Raw genomic sequence first — 17,403 nt, forward strand, 5'->3', positions numbered from 1 at the left:
GCCCGAAATGCCCATCACGCTTCCAGAAACGCTTCCTGCCTTCGACGTGCTGAAGAGCGAGGGCGTGATGGTCATGACGCCCGACCGGGCGCTGCATCAGGATATCCGCCCGCTCCGCATCGGGCTTCTGAACCTGATGCCGAAGAAGATCCAGACAGAGATCCAGTTCGCCCGGCTGATCGGGGCGACGCCGCTGCAGATCGACCTGCAGCTGATCCGCATGTCCGAACACAAGACGCGGAACACGGCGGAAGAGCACATGACCGCGTTCTACCGCCCCTTCCAGGCGGTGAAGGAAGAGAAGTTCGACGGCCTGATCATCACAGGCGCGCCGATCGAGCATCTGCCGTTCGAACAGGTGACCTACTGGGACGAGTTGAAGGAGGTCTTCGACTGGACCCAGACCCATGTGCATTCCACCTTCGGCGTCTGCTGGGGCGGAATGGCGATGATCCATTACTTCCACGGGGTCGAAAAACACCTTCTTGATCACAAGGCCTTCGGGTGTTTCCGCCACAAGAACCTTGCACCGGCATCGCCCTATCTTCGGGGTTTTTCGGACGACTTCGTCATTCCGGTGAGCCGCTGGACAGAGATGCGTCAGGAAGAGGTGGATGCCGTTCCGGGCCTTGTCACGCTTCTTGCCTCGGACGAGGTCGGCCCGTGCCTCGTGGAGGATCCTGAGCACCGCGCGCTCTATATCTTCAACCACTTCGAGTATGACAATGGCACGCTGAAAGAGGAATACGATCGGGATGTGGCCGCCGGCACGCCCATCAACGTGCCCACCAACTACTATCCCGACGACGATCCATCGCGCCCGCCGGTGAACCGCTGGCGGAGCCATGCCCATCTGCTCTACGGCAACTGGATTAACGAAATCTACCAAACGACGCCCTACGACATCTCGGCCATCGGAACCTGACGGCCCGATTGCGCGTCGGCCTGCAATCGCCATACTGACCCGCGACACACCGCGAGGCAGACATGATCGATATCCCCTTCGTCGGCGACATCACGCGCTATTTCTTGGAAGAGGCGCCGGAAGAAGTTCGCACCGCCATCGAGGCAGGTGGCAAGAAGGACGTCCTGTCGGAAACCTACCCTTACGATCGGACGATGAAGAAGGGCGCCTACAAGGAGCAGATGAAGTCGCTTCAGGTCGAACTGGTGAAGATGCTCTGGTCGCTGAAGGCGAAAGGCGGCAGGCTCGCCGTGCTGTTCGAGGGGCGCGACGCCGCCGGCAAGGGCGGTACGATCGGCGTCATGCGGGAAAACCTGAACCCGCGTTCCGCCTATGTCGTCGCTCTGCCGAAACCGACCGAGCGTGAAACGACCCAATGGTATTTCCAGCGCTACACTGACAGGCTCCCCGCCGGCGGGGAAATCGCGATGTTCGACCGGTCCTGGTACAACCGTGGCGTGGTCGAGCATGTCTTCGGCTTCTGCACACCCGAACAGCGGGAACTTTTCTTCCGCCAGCTTCCGGATTTCGAACGGATGCTTGTGGACGAGGGTGTGACGCTCGTGAAACTCTGGCTCAACGTTGGCCGCGCCGAGCAACTCCGCCGCTTCCTGAAGCGCGAAAAGGAGCCCTTGAAGCAGTGGAAACTCTCCTGGATCGACATCGAGGGGCTGAAGAAATGGGACGAGTACACCGCGGCGATCACCGAGACACTCGCGCGCAGCCATAGCGACCACGCCCCGTGGACGGTGATCCGCTCAGACGACAAGGCCCGCGCGCGCATCGCCGCGATCCAGACAGTCCTCAACGCGGTCGAGTATGATGGGAAGGACAAGAAGGCGATCGGGAAGACCGACTCGAAGATTTGCGGCGGACCGGACCTGCTAGATGGTTAAGAAGGGTTATCATCACGGCAATCTCAAGCTCGCGCTCGTTGACGCGGCACTGAAGCTCATCGAGACCCAGGGCCCGCAGGGCTTCACGCTTTCGGAGGCAGCGAAGGAGGCTGGGGTCACGCCTGCGGCCGTCTACCGCCACTTCGCGGGGCGGGACGACCTGATCGCGGAATGCGCGCGCCAGGGGTTCGAGATCTTTGCCGATCTGATGACCCATGCCTACAACGACGGGAGGCCGTCCGCGCTGAGGGCCTTCGAGGCGACGGGCCGCGCCTATCTCGCCTTCGCGCGGAAATTCCCCGGCCACTACATGGCCATGTTCGAAAGCGGCATCTCGCTGAACCGCAACCCGGACCTTGCCCGCGCCGCCGAACGTTCCCGGGCGGTATTCACCCGCGCGGCGGAGTCCCTGTCAAAGCACATCCCGGCCGAGAAACGCCCGCCGGCCGCGATGTTCGCGGCGCACATCCTCGCGATGAGCCACGGTGTCGTGGAGCTTTACGCCCGTGGGGCGCCGGGCGCGCGGGCCCCCTTCCCGCCCGAGGATCTCCTCGAGACAGGGATCGGCATCTATCTCCGGGGCCTGGGCCTGGTGCCGCAGGACGCCTGAGTCAGCGGAAGAGGACCAGCGCGCCGGACGACCAGGCGACGCGCGCGCGCGTGCCGATGTCGAGGACCGGCCGTCCGAACACGTTGCGCATGGAAATCCGCACGGGCTTTTCCACGCCGTCGAGGCGGACGTCGTAATAGGTCATGTCGCCGTAGTAGACGACTTCTTCCACCGTTCCTTCGGTCTCGCGGTCCGGCGCATTCTGGCCTTCGTAGAGAATGGTCAGCGTCTCCGGACGGAAGCCGACGCTCGTTCCCTCGCCGCTGGCCTTGCCAGGCGCCTGCGCAATCGAGATTTCCGCGCGGCCAAGGCCCGCCACGTCGACTTCAATCTTGTCGCCGGTCTCCTGGAGGATCGATGCAGGCAGGAAATTCATGACCCCGATGAAATCGGCGACGCGGCGAGATTTCGGCCGACGGTAGAGCGTTTCCGGGTCGTCGAGCTGGGCGATCTCGCCCTCGAACATCACGGCGATGCGGTCGGACATGACCAGCGCCTCTTCCTGGTCGTGCGTGACCAGGATGAAGGTGATGCCGACCTGGCGTTGCAGCTTGATGAGTTCGACCTGCATCTGTTCGCGCATCTTCTTGTCGAGCGCGGACAGCGGCTCGTCGAGGAGAAGCACCTTGGGTTTCAGGATCAGCGCCCGCGCCAGCGCGACGCGCTGCCGCTGACCGCCGGAAAGCGCGTGCGCGGCGCGCTTGCCAAATCCGGTAAGCCCGACCATCTCCAGTGCCTCGGCCACGGCCTTTGCCTTTTCGGCCGCCGGGCGCGGATCGCGGCGCAGGCCGAAGCCCACGTTCTGCTCGACCGACAGATGCGGGAAGATCGCGTAGCTCTGGAACACCATGTTGGTCGGGCGCCGGTTCGCAGGGACGCCTTCCATGTTCTTTCCGTCGATCAGGACGGAGCCGGAGGAGATATCTTCGAAACCGGCGATCACGCGCAGAAGCGTCGTCTTCCCGCAACCCGACGGCCCGAGAAGCGAAAAGAACTCACCCGGCCGGATATCCGCCGTGATGCCCCTGAGGGCGTGGTAGTCGCCGTAATACTTCTGGACGTCTCGAAGGGCGATCATCGGTTGGTTCAAAGGAAGCCTCCGGTATCCTTGCCGCCGGTCCGGGCGATGCCGCGGCGGCGGAAATATTCAGCAATCGCAAGAAGCGTGATCGACATCACGACGAGGATCGTGCCGAGCGCCATGATGACGGGAACCTTCGCCGGGAAACGAAGCTGCGACCAGATGTAAACCGGCAGCGTCGGCTCCGCCCCCGACAGGAAGAAGGCGATGATGAACTCGTCCAGGGAGATCGTGAAAGAGATCAGGAGCGACGAGATGATACCCGGCATGACGAGCGGAAGCGTGATCAGCCGGAACGTCGAGAACTTTGTCTCGCCGAGGTCATAGGCCGCCTCCTCGAGCGATTTGTCGAGGGAGAGGAAGGCGCTGTTCAGGATCGCGATCGAGAAGGGCGTGCAGATCAGCACGTGACCCAGAATTACCGTCCAGCTGGCAAGGTTGATCCCGATCCCAAGGAGCACGACGAGAAGCGACACCGCCACGATGATCTCGGGCAGGACGAGGGGCAGCATGATCAGCCCCATGATCCCGGTCTTTGCCGGAAACTCGTAGCGCGAGGACGCGCGAGCGGCGAAGATGCCGAAGGCCGTGGCGAGGATCGAGGAAGACACGGCAATTATCAGCGAGTTCTTGACGGCCGAATGCAGCGGCGGAAGCGTCAGAAGCTCGGCGAACCAGTCCAGGGTGAAACCGCGAAGCGGGAATGCGATGATCGTGCCGTCGTTGAATGCGAACAGCGGCAGAAGCGCGATCGGAGCGTAGAGAAAGATCAGATACGCGATCGCGTAGATCCGAAGGCCGGGAAGTCTCATCGCTGTGCCCTCAGGAAACGACGGTTCAGCAGAAGGAAGATCACCGAGATCACGGTCACGATCATCATCGCGGAAACCGCCAGCGCCGACCCGAGCGGGTAGTTGTCCAGTTTCAGATACTGAAGCTGGATCGCGTTCGCGATCATTCTGCCTTCGGGACCGCCGACGAGCTGCGGCGTCACGTAGTCACCGATCGTGGGGATGAACACGATGAGCACCGAGGCAACGACGCCCGGCATGGCCAGCGGCAGCGTGACCCTCAGGAAGGTCATCGCCTTCGATTCCCCAAGATCCCGCCCGGCCTCGAGAAGGGAGCGGTCGATCTTCTCCAGCGCCACGAATATCGGCAGGATCGCGAAGGGCGCATAGGCATGCGCCAGCGTGATGACGACCGCGTTGACGTTGTAGAGGATGAAGGTCAGCGGCTCGTCGATGATCCCGAGCCCCATGAGCGTCGTGTTGACCACCCCGTTGAAGCCGAGGATCACCTTCCACAGGAAGACCCGGATCAGATAGGACGTCCAGAACGGGATCGTGATCAGGAACAGCCACAGCGACTTGCGCTCGGGCGCGACGCTGAACGAGACGAAATAGGCGATCGGAAACGCAAGGACGACCGTCGCCAGCGTCACCAGCGCGGAAACCATCAGCGAGCGCAGAAGCACCTGCCGGTATAGCGGATCCGTCCAGGCCTCGATGTAGTTGTCCAGGGTGAAATCCCTGATGATCTCCAGATAGCCGTCCGTGAAGAAGGAATACGCGAAAATCGTGCCAAGCGGTGCTGCCAGCAGCAGAACCGCATAAAGCGCCGTCGGACTGACGAGTGCGTAGCCGTGGAAGGCCTCGGAGCGGCTCAGCCGACCCCATCGAGTCTTTAGGTCCATCTTCCTCCCGTCCGCCCCCTGGACGCGCTTCCTGCATCGCTTCTAATTGGCACATGGCAGAGCGCCTGAAAAGGGGGGAGATTTGCCCGTCAGGATCGCCGGATCAGGCGCTTCGCGGCCACGCCGGATGGTCATCATCGATCATGAAGGAATGGGCATGTCCGCCGCCCGGCGTCCGGTGAGCGAGAAGATGCGGATGGTCATCGGGCAGGTCGGGATGGTCATGGGGCAACTCGGCATCCTCCGCGGCGGGCCAGAGCGCGCGGGCGGCAACCGCTCCGGCCAGGGCCAGCGCGCCGAGGATCGCCATGGCGGCGGGAAGCCCCACGGCCTCACCGGCCCATCCTGCAAGCGGATAGGTCAACAGCCAGCAGGCATGGGAGAGAGCGAACTGCGCGGAAAACAGGGCCGGCCGATCCTCGGCATGGGCGGAGACCCTCAGAAGCCTGCCCGTTGGGGTCAGGATCGCCGAATAGCAGAGGCCGCTGATCCCCCACAGAAGCAGAAAGGCCCCCCATCCCGGCAGGCCAGCGGCCATGAGCCAGCCGGCATGTCCCAGCGTCACGACCGACAGGAGAAGCGCCGCATTCGCCATCACGCTGCGATCCTTGAGCCGGTCCAGAAGCCGCGGCAACAGGAGCGCGGCGATCATTGACCCGCCGCCGAAGGCCGCGAGCGCCTGGGAAACGGCTGCCTCCGGCAGGCCAAAGCCCGATCGGACGATGACCACCGTATTCACGATCACGAAGGCCCCGGCCGCCGCCGCCGTCATGTTTAGCGCCAGAAGCCCCCGCAGGCGGGGCGTCGCGAGATAGATCCAACTCCCCCGCGTCAAACGTTGCAGGAACGGTCGCGTCCGGGATCCGGTCGGCGTGGGGATGGATGACGCGAGGACGAGCGCAGCCGAGCCGAGGAAGCCAGCCACGGTACCGGTGAACAGGTAGTGATAGGTCATCACCGTCAGCAGGAAACCGGCCAGCGCCGGGCTGGCCAGGTTCTCCAGATCATAGGCCAGACGCGACAGCGAAAGCGCGCGCGTGTAGTCCTCCTCCCTTGGCAGGATATCGGGGATGGTCGCCTGGAAAGCCGGCGTGAACGTCGCCGACGCGGCCTGCAGGACGAAGATCAGCGCGTAGACCTGCCAGACCTCGTCGACGAAGGGCAGGCACATCGCGACGGCCGCCCGGACCAGATCCGCGCCGACAAGCACTGCCTTTCGCGGAAGACGCGCGGCGGCGGCCTGAGATATCGGGGCAAGCGCGACATAGGCCACCATCTTGATCGCCAGAGCGGTGCCCAGCACCGCCCCTGCCCGCTCCCCCGCGATCGCGTAGGCCAGAAGCCCCAGCGCAACGGTCAGAAGGCCAGTGCCCAGCAAGGCGACGACCTGTGCGAGGAACAGCCTGGCGTAAGTCCGATTCCGAAGGATCCGAAGCATGGGAACAGGTTACCTCACACAGGTCCCTTGACGGGATGGGGACAGGCCGCCCGTCTGTCCACGGCGCGTGAGCCTTCACGGATGAGCACGAGCTCAGAACCCTCCTATGTGCAGCGTCTTCAGTTCCTGGAATTCGGCAAGCCCGTGCACCCCACCCTCTCTGCCGTTGCCCGATTGCTTCATGCCCCCGAAGGGCGATCCGTACTGCATGCCCGCGCCGTTCACATGCACGGCCCCAGCCCGAAGCGCACGCGCAAGACGCTCGGCCCGGTCGCGGTCCCCGGTCTGCACATAGGCGGCGAGACCGTAGTCCGTGTCGTTGGCGATGCGGATCGCCTCCGCCTCGTCCCGGAACGGGAGGATGGACAGGACGGGGCCGAAGATCTCCTCCCGTTCGATCGACATGCCGGGGCGCACGTCGGCGAACACGGTCGGGCGGCACCAGTACCCCTTTTCGAAACCTTCGGGTTTCCCCGGCCCACCACATGTCAGCCGCGCCCCTTCGGCGATGCCCGCCTCGATGTGGCCCTGCACCCGCCCCCACTGGATATCCGACACGAGCGGCCCCAGGTGATCGCCCTCCTCGGCCGGGTCGCCAAGCCTGGTCGCCCGCGCCGCCTCCGTCGCGATCTCGACCACGCGCGGGTAGACGCTTTCCTCGACCAGCATGCGCGTCGGCGCGTCGCAGCTTTGGCCCGTGTTCAGGAAACACTCGCGCACCGCGTAGCGAACGCGTTCTTCAAGCTGGTCTCCGCAATCGGCGAAGACGAGGTTCGGTGACTTGCCCCCGAGTTCCAGCGTCACACGTTTGATCCCGTCCGCGGCCGACTTCGTGATGAGCCGCCCCGCGCGCGTCGACCCCGTGAAGCTGACCATGTCCACGTCGGGATGGGCGACGAGCGCCGCGCCCGTTTCCGCGCCATCCCCCTGGATCATGTTGACGACGCCCGGCGGCACGCCGGCGTCGTCGAGGATCTCCATGTAGACGATGCTCGACAGGGGCGTGAATTCGCTCGGCTTCAGAACCGAGGTGCAGCCCGCCGCGATCGCAGGAAGGACCTTGAGCGTGATCTGGTTGATCGGCCAGTTCCAGGGCGTGATGAGCGCGCAGACGCCAACGGGTTCTCGCACCAGGATGTCGCCGTTCGCAAGTTCCTCGCGCTCCGGCTGAGCCTCAAGCGCGGCGATGATCCCCTGGAGATGCCCCACCGCGACATCGGCCTGCATCCCGAGGGACATTGTGGCCGGCGCCCCCATGTCTCGCGTGATCGCACAGGCGAGGTCCGAAAGCCTCCGCTCGGAAACCGCCAGAATCCGCCGCAGGAGAGCGAGCCGATCGGCCTTGGGCCAGGCGGAAAACCCCGGCAAGGCCCTCACCGCCGCATCGACCGCGCGATCCACGTCAGCCGCGCCGCCAAGGACGATCCGCCCCTCCTCCTCTTCCGTGGCAGGGTTCACCACGGGGAAGGTCCGGGTCGCCAGCGGCGCGACCCACATTCCTTCGACGTAATGGGTAAGCAGTTTCTCGGAAAGGTCCTCGGGCATCTTCGAATCCTCGGTCAGGCAGAGAACGTTTGCGCACGTTATTGAAAGATCCGCGGCCGTGCACCTTTCCTGCGGCTTTCCCCGCGGCGTCGCTGCGTCCTGCAAGGCCCGATACCGTAACCAATGCCCTTTACTCCAAAACTGGGATCGGTTCCTCTTTCCGGTGAACGAAGACGCGTCGACCGCCGGGCATTCCTGTCCGCGCCAGCGGCGCCATGACGGAGGGACTGGACGAGGCATGACCTACATCCTCGCGATCGATCAGGGAACGACATCCACCCGCGCGATCCTGTTCGATGGATCGCTGAAGGTCGCCGCTCTCGCCCAGGAGGAGTTCCCGCAGCATTACCCGGCTTCCGGCTGGGTCGAGCATGACCCCGCCGACCTCTGGGCCACGACGACGGCCACGGCCTGGGCGGCGATCGAGAGAGCGGGCATAACCGCCGGCGACATCGCAGGGATCGGCATCACCAACCAGCGCGAGACGACCATCCTGTGGGATCGCGCCACCGGCGTCCCCCTGCACAACGCCATCGTCTGGCAGGATCGCCGGACCGCCGCGATCTGCGATGAGCTTCGCGAGGCCGGGCACGAGCCGATGGTCACGGAAAGGACCGGTCTTCTTCTCGATCCCTATTTCTCGGGCACGAAGGTCAAATGGCTGCTCGACAACATAGAAGGCGCTCATGCACGCGCGGAAAGGGGCGAGATCCTCTTCGGCACGGTCGACAGTTTCCTCATCTGGAAACTCACCGGCGGTCGCGTTCACGCAACCGACGCCACGAACGCCGCCCGCACGCTTCTTTACAACATCCGGGACGGCCGATGGGACGAAGAGATCTGCCGCCTCCTCGGGATACCGCTTGCGATGCTTCCCGAGGTGAAGGATTGCGCAGCCGAATTCGGCGCGACCCACGCCGAGCTATTCGGGGGCGAGATCCCGATCCTCGGCGTGGCGGGCGACCAGCAGGCCGCCACCGTGGGCCAGGCCTGCTTCGCCCCCGGAATGATGAAATCGACCTATGGCACGGGCTGTTTCGCCCTGCTCAACACCGGCGACACGCTCGTTCAGAGTCGGAACCGCCTTTTGGGAACGATAGCCTTCCAGCTGAACGGGAAACCCACCTACGCGCTCGAAGGATCGATCTTCATCGCGGGCGCCGTGGTGCAATGGCTCCGCGACGGGTTGAAGATCATCCGTGCGGCGCCAGAAACCCAAGGGCTCGCGGAAACCGCCGATCCCAATCAGAACGTCATCATCGTTCCCGCCTTTACCGGGCTTGGCGCACCCTACTGGCGCCCCGAATGCAGGGGCGCCGTCTTCGGCCTCACCCGCAACTCCGGCCCGGCGGAATTCGCCCGCGCCGCCCTCGAAAGCGTGGGCTTCCAGTCCCGGGACCTGATCGAGGCGATGCGCGCCGATCTTCGGGGCGCGGAAACCGGCGCGACGCTGCGCGTGGATGGCGGGATGTCGGCATCCGACTGGACGATGCAGTTCCTCGCAGACATTACCGGCGCCCCGGTCGACCGGCCGAAGGTCCTGGAAACAACCGCGCTTGGCGCCGCCTGGCTCGCGGGAATGCAGGCCGGGGTCTATCCCGACGCAGACGGCTTCGCCGCCGGCTGGGCGGTGGAACGACATTTCGAACCCCGGATGGAAACGGGCCTGCGGGAAGAGAAATACGCAGCCTGGAAACGCGCCGTTCGGGCCACTCTGGGCGCATGACCGGGCTGGAGAGCTGTCACGTCGCCAAGGTTTCCCGCCGCAAATTCAATGGCCGGCACTGCGTCCAAAAGCCTCCCCACGACGATTCGTCTCAGTCCTGAAGGGCCGTTGATCGGCAGGGACACCGCGGCGCGAGCACGCAGATTCGCTGCCTGTTCGTTTCCGTTGCGAAAACGTTAATGACGCATTAACGCGTATTGTCCGAAACGCGCCCTTTGTGGATTGTTAACCATTCGCGTCCAATAATCATCGATGCGATCTCGCGGCATCCTCCTCTTAATGTGACGGCCACCGATCCGCCAATTTCCACGAAACCCACACACCGTTTGAAGAAATCTTCTATTCGGCCCCCTTGGTTCGCGAGGCCGGGACTGGAACGAACGGTTAGCCGCAACGCAACCATGGCTAGCTAGGCCCCTCTGCGAAGCAACCAATACGTGTAATGGGCCCTCTTGGCGGAAACAGTTGAAATCATGGCCAAATCTGGGCTCCGCCATAGTGTTGACACATTCCGGGTGAGGTGCGACGCTCGATTTCGTTGAGACCAGTGTTGCTGGAAAGTTGATGAGTTTCGGAGCGTCCAAGGTATTCAGCAAGGGGGCGAAAGCCTGAGTAACCTCTTTCGTTTCTGATACCGAAGCGATCCGCCCGTCCACTTTCTTCAGGGTAACGGGGGACGTCGTGGTAAAGAGTATTCGGTCCGAACGCCGGTTCGGACACAAGTTTCTGAGTGGGCTGTCATCCTCGGCCAGGAAGACGATACTCGTGGCAGGCGGGGCCGGGTTTCTCGGTTCCCACCTCTGCGAGAGGCTGCTGAATCAGGGCAGCGATGTCGTATGCCTGGACAATCTGCTGACGGGCAGTCTGGACAACATCGCGCACCTTTCCCAGACGGGGCGATTCACGTTCCGACAGCATGACGTGATCGAGCCCCTGCGGATCGATGGGCCGGTGGACGAGATCTACAATCTGGCTTGCCCGGCGTCGCCGCCGAAATACCAGAAGGATCCCTTTCACACGTTTCAGACGTCCATCATGGGCGCGATGAACCTGCTGGAGCTCGCCAAGGCGAAGGGGGCACGGATCCTCCAGGCCTCGACGTCCGAGGTCTACGGGGACCCCGAGATTTCGCCCCAACCGGAGAGCTACCGGGGTTGCGTCAATACCGTCGGCCCGCGCGCCTGCTACGACGAAGGCAAGCGCGCTGCGGAAACCCTGTTTTACGAGTATGGCCGGCAATTTGGTCTCAACACGAAAATCGCGCGGATCTTCAACACCTACGGTCCGCGCATGAGCCCTGACGATGGCCGCGTCGTCTCGAACTTCATCGTCCAGGCGCTCACGGGACGTGACCTCACGGTGTATGGCAAGGGGGAGCAGACGCGCTCCTTCTGCTACGTCGACGATCTCGTCGAGGGGCTGATGCGCCTCATGGCGAGCCCCGACGACCTGCGCGACCCCGTGAACCTCGGCAATCCCGGCGAGTTCACGGTGCGCGAACTTGCCGAGATCGTTCTCGCCAGGACCGGGTCGCGGTCACGTCTTGTGAACCTCGACCTGCCTGTCGACGACCCGCGCCAGCGGCGTCCCGATATCGCGCGGGCGAAGAGGGAGCTTTCGTGGTCGCCGGTCGTTCCGCTCGAAGAGGGGCTCGACCATACGATTGCGTATTTCGACGCAGTTCTCAGGAACTCGGCGAGGAAGGAGGCGATGGTCTCCTGATGTTAGGTGGTGCGAGGATACTAGTAACAGGTGGTGCAGGGTTCATCGGTTCTCATGCCTGCAAGGCGCTGGCTGAGGCTGGGGCCCTGCCCATCACCTACGACAATCTTTCCACGGGTCATGCCGACGCTGTCCGCTGGGGCCCGCTCTACGCCGCCGACCTGCGCAATCGCGCTGCCCTGAGGGATGTCCTCAGGACGGAACGGATCGACGGCGTCCTGCATTTCGCGGCGTCTGCCTACGTGGGCGAATCCGTCGAGGATCCGGCGAAGTATTATGACAACAACGTCGGCGGCATGATCGCGCTCCTCGAGACCTGCAGGGAGGCCGGCATCGGCCAGATAGTCCTGTCGTCGAGCTGCGCGACCTATGGCATCCCCGACCAGCTGCCGATCCGAGAGGACACGCCGCAACGGCCGATCAATCCCTATGGCCGGACGAAGCTCATCTGCGAACAGATGCTGGCGGACCACGAGGCGGCCTATGGCACGCGTTATGCCAGCCTTCGCTACTTCAACGCCGCCGGAGCCGACCCGGATGGAAGCCTCGGAGAGCGGCATGCCCCGGAGACGCACCTGATCCCGCTTGCGCTCCTCAGCGCGGCGGGCCGGCGCGGGCGACTCGACATCCTGGGCACCGATTATGACACACCCGACGGAACCTGCATCCGCGACTACATCCACGTGACCGACCTGGCCCGCGCGCACCTGCTGGCGCTCGCGCATCTGCTCAAGGGCGGCAGGAGCCTGTCGCTCAATCTCGGGACCGGCAGAGGTCACTCCGTGCGCGAGATCATCAGCGCAGTCGAGAACCTGACCGGATGCCCCCTGCCCGTTCGCGAAAGACCCCGCCGCGTTGGCGATCCGCCGGCGCTCGTCGCCGATCCGGGTCGCGCGGCCGAGGTCCTGGGCTTCCGGGCGCGCATGTCCGACATCGACACATTGGTGCGTCATGCCGCGGCCTGGTTTGGGATGGAGAACAAAGTTGTCGAACCAGCCTGATCTCCATCGCGAACGGTATCTCGCGCCCGTCCTCACCGGATGGCTCCGCCTGAAATACCTTCTCGCGGCCGGCCTGTGGATGGGCGCGACGCTGTTCTTCTGGGAATGGTGGCTGCGGCCAGAACACAACATCGACGGCGTCCGCTACTGGCTTATCACCGGGTCGATCGCGTGGGTCTATCTCATGCAGGCGTTCTTCGTGCTCGTGTTCCTCGCCGCGCGCCGCTCGGTGGCCCCTGCCCCGGCGCCCGGACAGTACCGCGTGGCGATGATCGTCACCAAGACCCCGTCCGAACCGTTCCCGGTCCTGAAGCGGACGCTGGAAGCGATGCTCGCCCAGGACTACCCGCACGATACCTGGCTTGCGGACGAGGATCCAACCCCAGAGACGATCGCCTGGTGCATCGAGCACGGGGTGAAGATCTCGTCCCGCAAGGGACTGGCCAGATACCATCAACCCGTCTGGCCGCGGCGCACGCGCTGCAAGGAAGGCAACCTCAGCTTCTTCTACGACCACTGGGGATACGACTGCTACGACGTCGTCTCGCAGCTTGACGCGGATCACGTTCCCCAGCCGGGCTACTTGCGTGAGATCCTGCGGCCCTTCGCCGATCCCAAGGTCGGCTATGTCACCGCGCCCAGCATCTGCTCGGCGAACGCCGAGAAAAGCTGGGCCGCCCGCACGCGCCTGCACGCCGAGGCCGCCTTCCACGGTGTCTTCCAGGCCGGCTACACTGGCGCGCTCGCCCCCATGTGCATCGGTTCGCACTACGCCGTGCGGACGAGCGCCCTTCGCGCCATCGGCGGCCTTGGCCCGGAACTGGCCGAGGATCACTCCACCTCGATGCTCATGAACGCGGGTGGCTGGCGAGGTGTCCACGCCATCGACGCGATCGCCTATGGCGACGGGCCGAGCACCCTCGCTGACATGGTGACTCAGGAATTCCAGTGGTCGAGGAGCCTCCTGACGATCTTCCTCACCTACACGCCGCGCTACCTCAAGCGGCTGCCGGCGCGGCTGAAGTTCCTCTTCATCTTCTGCCAGCTTTGGTATCCGCTTTTCGCGGTGACGACGGCGATGATGTATTTCGTCCCGCTGGTGGCGCTCGCCTTCGATCTGAGGTTTGCCGACGTTACCTATCCGGCCTTCGTCGGGCACGCCTTGCCCACGGTGATCGTGCTGACGTCCTTCGCGTTCCTGCTGCGGAGCGACGGCTTCTTCCGGCCGTTCCGCGCGCCGGTCATCGGATGGGAAAAGGCGCTTTTCATCTGCCTTCAGTGGCCTTGGGTCCTTTGGGGCTGCCTGATGGCAGTGCGCGACAGGATCACGGGGCGGTTCGTCGATTTCCGGATCACGCCGAAGGGTAACGCCGCGTCGCAGCGGCTGCCGAAACGGGTGATCGGGGTCTACGTGTTCCTTGCGGCGGTGTGCCTCGCCCCCGTCTACTTCGCCGGAGATCTCACCGAGGCGCGTGGTTTCCTGCTTCTTTCGCTGTTCAACGCGACGATCTACGCGACGATCGTGCTTGTCGCGGTCGTGCATCACCTGCGGGAGAACGGCATCGATTGGCGCCAGCAGCGCGCCGACGTGTTTGCCCAGATGGGCGCCGCCTTCGTCATCATCGCCCTTCTTGCGGGCGGGTTCGTCGGTCGCGGGGTGGAAAGCCTGCACGCTCTCGCCTTCGGCCTCGAGCCGCTTAGGATCACGCGCGTCGAATACTCGCTTTCCGGCGCGGGCAGCGATCTCGGCACCACCGGCGTGCATTTCAGATTTGATCCACGATGGAACTGACCGCCCTTTTTCGCGGAAGGATTTTATGGAGGAAGGACAATGAGACCGTTTGAAAAGGAGGGTGAACCGACCGTCCTGGGGCGGCGCCTCCTCGGTGCCGCGGCGGCGATATTCGCATCGCTTGCCGGTCCCTCGACACAAGCCGCACCGCCCGGCGGCATACCTTTCGGCGTCTACGACCCGACAGGAGCATTCTCGGACGACCCGGCGGTCGAGATCGAGCATCTGTTCCTGCCCTGGGAAGACGTCTACCTGCCCTCGCTCGTCGATGCCGACATCTATGCCCGCGCACGCGGCCGGGCGCTTCTGGTGACGATCGAGCCCTGGACCTGGTCGCGCAGCCAAAGGAACACACCGGAAAACCTGCGCTATGGCATCGCGAACGGCCTTTACGACGGGAACATGCGTTCGATCTGCGAGATCCTGAACACGCTGGAAAGCCCCATCACCGTGCGCTGGGCCCATGAGATGGACGACGACAACGGCCAGTTCATCTGGGCCGGCTGGGATCCGGACGATTACATCTCGGCCTATCGGCGCATGATCGACGTCTGTCGTGCCGCCGCGCCCTCGGTCAACTTCATGTGGTCGCCCCTCGGAGACGAGGGAATGGAGCTTTACTACCCCGGCGACGACTATGTCGACCTGGTGGGCATCACCGTGTTCGGTCTCCAGGCCTGGGACCGAGATAAGTACGGCGCGGACCGTGGCTTCGTCGATATTCTCAAACCCCGCTACGAAAGGGCCGATGCGTTCGGCAAGCCGATCGTCGTCGCAGAACTCGGCTACGTGGGCAGCGACAGCTATGTTGCTGCCTGGGAAAGCACGGTCCGGCTTGAGCGCGAGGAGTTCCCGAACCTCGTCGGGGTCATCTACTTCAACTACCCCGAAGTCTACCCCTGGCCGGATGGCTTCGGCCTCCCGGACTGGCAGATTGCGAATCGGGTTTTGAACTAAGGTCTTTTCGATACGAGTTCGGCGGCGCATTTGTGGCAACGGGATGGCCACAATTGCGCCGCCGCATTACTTTTGCACGGCAATGCATTGTTATTGAACTGTTATTCCAGCGCCCCGCCGCCAGAAGGCATTGTCACACCATCGCCCAAGTCAGGGCAATTTCTCCTGCCATCAATCGGATGTTCATCCGGCGCGGTCATACGTCGTCGATGAGTTTGGCACGTAGGGGCAGGCGACTTCTCCCATCTGTTTCGCCCCATCGCGCCATGCGTAGCGAGGCAGAGGAGGTGACCGATGAAGGCTATGGACGGCAAAACGCTCCGCGCGGCACGCATCGGTCTTCTTGCGATGGCTCTCGGCGCATCCGGCACGAGTGGGGCATTTGCCCAAACAAGCACTGACGGCGTTCGCGCCTCTGCGGGGTCTGGTTCAAACCGTGTCGTCCGTGTCGTGAAGTTCGACTGGCATGCGAAGAAATACCGCCCGGCAGTAAGGGCGGAAACGGTGACGCCCATAGCCCAAACCAACTATCTGCTCCTTGGCAAGGGCTCCTACGTCTGCACCCCGGCGGGGTTCGGGCACCGGTCGACCTGCTTCAGACGCTAGGTATCGGCCTGAGCGCAGTGCCGAAACTCTCACGGTCTTCCCGCTTCGCGGTCGAACCGGAACGGCGCTGGGTTGACGAAGGCGGTGTTCTCACCGATTTCCAGATTGCAGGCGACCCACAGATTTCTCGGTTACTCTGAGGGTTACGCGTTGGTGTTCGCGCGCCACATCTATGGCCGCCCGTGACCCCAAACTGAAACGTCGATGATCCCGCCTCGCTGACTACTCGGCAACCTTCAGCCCGAAACCGGGTTCGCTGCCCTCCTCCAGTTTCGAGAATGGCCCGGGGCCAAGCTTCGCGAGCTTCTTCCGGATGATCTCCTCCGACCGCGCCTGAAGGTAGTAGGCGATCGTCTCGATCCTGATCCTGACCGACCCCGCGGGCTTGGTCGCGTCGAGATCGCCGAACGCGAAGTAGAGCGTCCCGGAGGATTCCGTGATCGCCTGGACGGGCGTGAACGTGGGCTGATCCATCCCGCATTCGTAGCTGGAGAAACGGATCGCGCAGGCGATCCAGGGCAACTTGGCACCGTAACGCGCGGCCCACAGCAACTCGTTCGTGTTGGCGCTGTAGGATGACCGCCAGACGTCCGAGATGTCGAAGGCGGAGGCGATTTTGCCCGCGCGGATGTCCTCGGCGAAAAGCCAGTCAAGGATCTCGGGCTCCGTCGGCAGGTATTGGCCCCAGAGCACCGGGTAGCCATGCGCCTGAAGTTCGCTCTCGATGTCGTGGCCGATACCCGTGTCCATGTGATACGGCCGGCCCAAGGCAAGGACTGCCGGGTGGTTCGTGGCCGCGCAGCGCCGAATGATTTCAAGGCTTTGTTCGCGCATCTTCGCGTCGAATTCCGCCAAGGCTTCGTAGGCGGCCAAGGTCGCCCGCTCCGTCTCGGCCTCGGTCAGGCCCGGAATGACGTCCCGGAATGCCGCGAAGAGCTGACGCGCCGCCAGTCCGGGCTCGGCAAGGTTCAGAACCGGGGAGACATGTGCGATGCCGCGCTCGGCGAAGACGTCGTGTTCCCTCTGGAAGCCTGCACGCGCGCTTTCAGGGCCCGCCATGACACGCGGGCAGGAGAGGTTGTCGACCACATGCTCCTTAAGGAAGGATGGTAACGACTTGATCTTGGGGGAAAACAGGATGTTGATCTTGCGCTTCTGCCCGTCGATGAGCTCGCCGTAGTGGCCGGTGAGGCATTTCACCGGATAACAGCAGTCGACGACACCCCTGCCCTGGCCGAATTCGCGCTGCTGCGTCTCGGACGTGTCCGACGAGAAGACCACGTTGCGCGGGGAGATCCCCAGGTTCGTGAAGAAGGCCGTCCAGAACCGGTGCGTGGTCCACTGGTTCAGCACACGCGGGATGCCCACG

Annotated in this window: 15 protein-coding genes; 9 read left to right on the forward strand and 6 right to left on the reverse strand. The window is 63.7% G+C overall.

Going from position 1 to position 17,403, the window contains the following annotated elements; translation table 11 throughout:
- Nucleotides 1–7 precede the first annotated feature (7 nt).
- The 3 genes from metA to ABCN56_RS01640 all read left to right on the forward strand — a co-directional run bounded on the left by metA (nucleotide 8) and on the right by ABCN56_RS01640 (nucleotide 2,470).
- Nucleotides 8–925: a homoserine O-acetyltransferase MetA gene (gene metA / locus ABCN56_RS01630; RefSeq protein WP_343079024.1), complete on the forward strand. Its 918-nt coding sequence runs from the start codon at nucleotides 8–10 to the stop codon at nucleotides 923–925.
- A gap of 65 nt (nucleotides 926–990) precedes the next feature.
- Nucleotides 991–1,860: a polyphosphate kinase 2 gene (gene ppk2 / locus ABCN56_RS01635; RefSeq protein WP_343080095.1), complete on the forward strand. Its 870-nt coding sequence runs from the start codon at nucleotides 991–993 to the stop codon at nucleotides 1,858–1,860.
- A complete protein-coding gene (locus ABCN56_RS01640) occupies nucleotides 1,853–2,470 on the forward strand; it encodes a TetR/AcrR family transcriptional regulator (RefSeq protein ID WP_343079025.1) in 618 nt (205 codons plus the stop codon). The genes ppk2 and ABCN56_RS01640 overlap by 8 nt, the downstream gene beginning before the upstream one ends.
- Before the next feature lies 1 nt (nucleotide 2,471).
- Here ABCN56_RS01640 and ABCN56_RS01645 read toward each other — a convergent pair whose 3' ends face one another.
- From ABCN56_RS01645 to ABCN56_RS01665, 5 genes are all read right to left on the reverse strand, one after another.
- Nucleotides 2,472–3,548, reverse strand: a complete 1,077-nt coding sequence (locus tag ABCN56_RS01645; RefSeq protein WP_343080096.1) for an ABC transporter ATP-binding protein — start codon at nucleotides 3,546–3,548, stop codon at nucleotides 2,472–2,474.
- Nucleotides 3,549–3,556: 8 nt separating this feature from the next.
- The gene (locus ABCN56_RS01650) at nucleotides 3,557–4,363 is read right to left on the reverse strand and encodes an ABC transporter permease (protein WP_343079026.1); all 807 of its coding nucleotides are present in this window, start codon (nucleotides 4,361–4,363) and stop codon (nucleotides 3,557–3,559) included.
- Nucleotides 4,360–5,247 (reverse strand): ABC transporter permease, encoded by an 888-nt coding sequence (locus ABCN56_RS01655; protein WP_343079027.1) that lies wholly within the window; start codon nucleotides 5,245–5,247, stop codon nucleotides 4,360–4,362. The genes ABCN56_RS01650 and ABCN56_RS01655 overlap by 4 nt, the downstream gene beginning before the upstream one ends.
- Nucleotides 5,248–5,350: 103 nt before the next feature.
- Nucleotides 5,351–6,685, reverse strand: coding sequence for an MFS transporter (locus tag ABCN56_RS01660; RefSeq protein WP_343079028.1), 1,335 nt, complete (start codon nucleotides 6,683–6,685; stop codon nucleotides 5,351–5,353).
- 93 nt (nucleotides 6,686–6,778) lie between these two features.
- Entirely contained in the window at nucleotides 6,779–8,230 is a 1,452-nt protein-coding gene (locus ABCN56_RS01665; protein ID WP_343079029.1) for an aldehyde dehydrogenase family protein, read from the reverse strand.
- Nucleotides 8,231–8,468: 238 nt separating this feature from the next.
- Here ABCN56_RS01665 and glpK point away from each other — a divergent pair, with 238 nt between their 5' ends.
- The 6 genes from glpK to ABCN56_RS01695 all read left to right on the forward strand — a co-directional run bounded on the left by glpK (nucleotide 8,469) and on the right by ABCN56_RS01695 (nucleotide 16,034).
- Nucleotides 8,469–9,956 carry a glycerol kinase GlpK gene (glpK, locus tag ABCN56_RS01670; protein ID WP_343079030.1) on the forward strand — a complete coding sequence of 496 codons (1,488 nt, stop codon included), beginning with the start codon at nucleotides 8,469–8,471 and terminating at the stop codon, nucleotides 9,954–9,956.
- A gap of 693 nt (nucleotides 9,957–10,649) precedes the next feature.
- Complete coding sequence (locus ABCN56_RS01675) at nucleotides 10,650–11,678, forward strand: UDP-glucuronic acid decarboxylase family protein (RefSeq protein WP_425466079.1); 1,029 nt, start codon at nucleotides 10,650–10,652, stop codon at nucleotides 11,676–11,678.
- A complete protein-coding gene (gene galE, locus ABCN56_RS01680; protein ID WP_343079031.1) occupies nucleotides 11,678–12,679 on the forward strand; it encodes a UDP-glucose 4-epimerase GalE in 1,002 nt (333 codons plus the stop codon). Before ABCN56_RS01675 ends, galE begins: the two co-directional genes overlap by 1 nt.
- Complete coding sequence (locus ABCN56_RS01685) at nucleotides 12,663–14,471, forward strand: glycosyltransferase family 2 protein (RefSeq protein WP_425466060.1); 1,809 nt, start codon at nucleotides 12,663–12,665, stop codon at nucleotides 14,469–14,471. The genes galE and ABCN56_RS01685 overlap by 17 nt, the downstream gene beginning before the upstream one ends.
- A gap of 39 nt (nucleotides 14,472–14,510) precedes the next feature.
- The gene (locus ABCN56_RS01690; protein ID WP_343079032.1) at nucleotides 14,511–15,428 is read left to right on the forward strand and encodes a glycoside hydrolase family 26 protein; all 918 of its coding nucleotides are present in this window, start codon (nucleotides 14,511–14,513) and stop codon (nucleotides 15,426–15,428) included.
- 294 nt (nucleotides 15,429–15,722) lie between these two features.
- Nucleotides 15,723–16,034: a hypothetical protein gene (locus ABCN56_RS01695; RefSeq protein WP_343079033.1), complete on the forward strand. Its 312-nt coding sequence runs from the start codon at nucleotides 15,723–15,725 to the stop codon at nucleotides 16,032–16,034.
- A 222-nt stretch (nucleotides 16,035–16,256) separates the two neighbouring features.
- On the opposite strand, the gene ABCN56_RS01700 is transcribed toward ABCN56_RS01695, so the two are convergent.
- Nucleotides 16,257–17,402, reverse strand: coding sequence for an acyl-CoA dehydratase activase-related protein (locus tag ABCN56_RS01700; protein WP_343079034.1), 1,146 nt, complete (start codon nucleotides 17,400–17,402; stop codon nucleotides 16,257–16,259).
- Nucleotide 17,403 lies beyond the last annotated feature (1 nt).

This window comes from Ostreiculturibacter nitratireducens (assembly GCF_032670585.1).
GTDB lineage: Bacteria > Pseudomonadota > Alphaproteobacteria > Rhodobacterales > Rhodobacteraceae > Ostreiculturibacter > Ostreiculturibacter nitratireducens.

Coding starts and splice junctions, on each gene's coding strand:
- metA (WP_343079024.1), top strand. CDS start 8: ATGCCCATCACGCTTCCAGAAACGCTTCCTGCCTTCGACGTGCTGAAG.
- ABCN56_RS01640 (WP_343079025.1), top strand. CDS start 1,853: ATGGTTAAGAAGGGTTATCATCACGGCAATCTCAAGCTCGCGCTCGTT.
- ABCN56_RS01645 (WP_343080096.1), bottom strand. CDS start 3,548: ATGATCGCCCTTCGAGACGTCCAGAAGTATTACGGCGACTACCACGCC.
- ABCN56_RS01650 (WP_343079026.1), bottom strand. CDS start 4,363: ATGAGACTTCCCGGCCTTCGGATCTACGCGATCGCGTATCTGATCTTT.
- ABCN56_RS01655 (WP_343079027.1), bottom strand. CDS start 5,247: ATGGACCTAAAGACTCGATGGGGTCGGCTGAGCCGCTCCGAGGCCTTC.
- ABCN56_RS01660 (WP_343079028.1), bottom strand. CDS start 6,685: ATGCTTCGGATCCTTCGGAATCGGACTTACGCCAGGCTGTTCCTCGCA.
- ABCN56_RS01665 (WP_343079029.1), bottom strand. CDS start 8,230: ATGCCCGAGGACCTTTCCGAGAAACTGCTTACCCATTACGTCGAAGGA.
- glpK (WP_343079030.1), top strand. CDS start 8,469: ATGACCTACATCCTCGCGATCGATCAGGGAACGACATCCACCCGCGCG.
- galE (WP_343079031.1), top strand. CDS start 11,678: ATGTTAGGTGGTGCGAGGATACTAGTAACAGGTGGTGCAGGGTTCATC.
- ABCN56_RS01690 (WP_343079032.1), top strand. CDS start 14,511: ATGAGACCGTTTGAAAAGGAGGGTGAACCGACCGTCCTGGGGCGGCGC.
- ABCN56_RS01695 (WP_343079033.1), top strand. CDS start 15,723: ATGAAGGCTATGGACGGCAAAACGCTCCGCGCGGCACGCATCGGTCTT.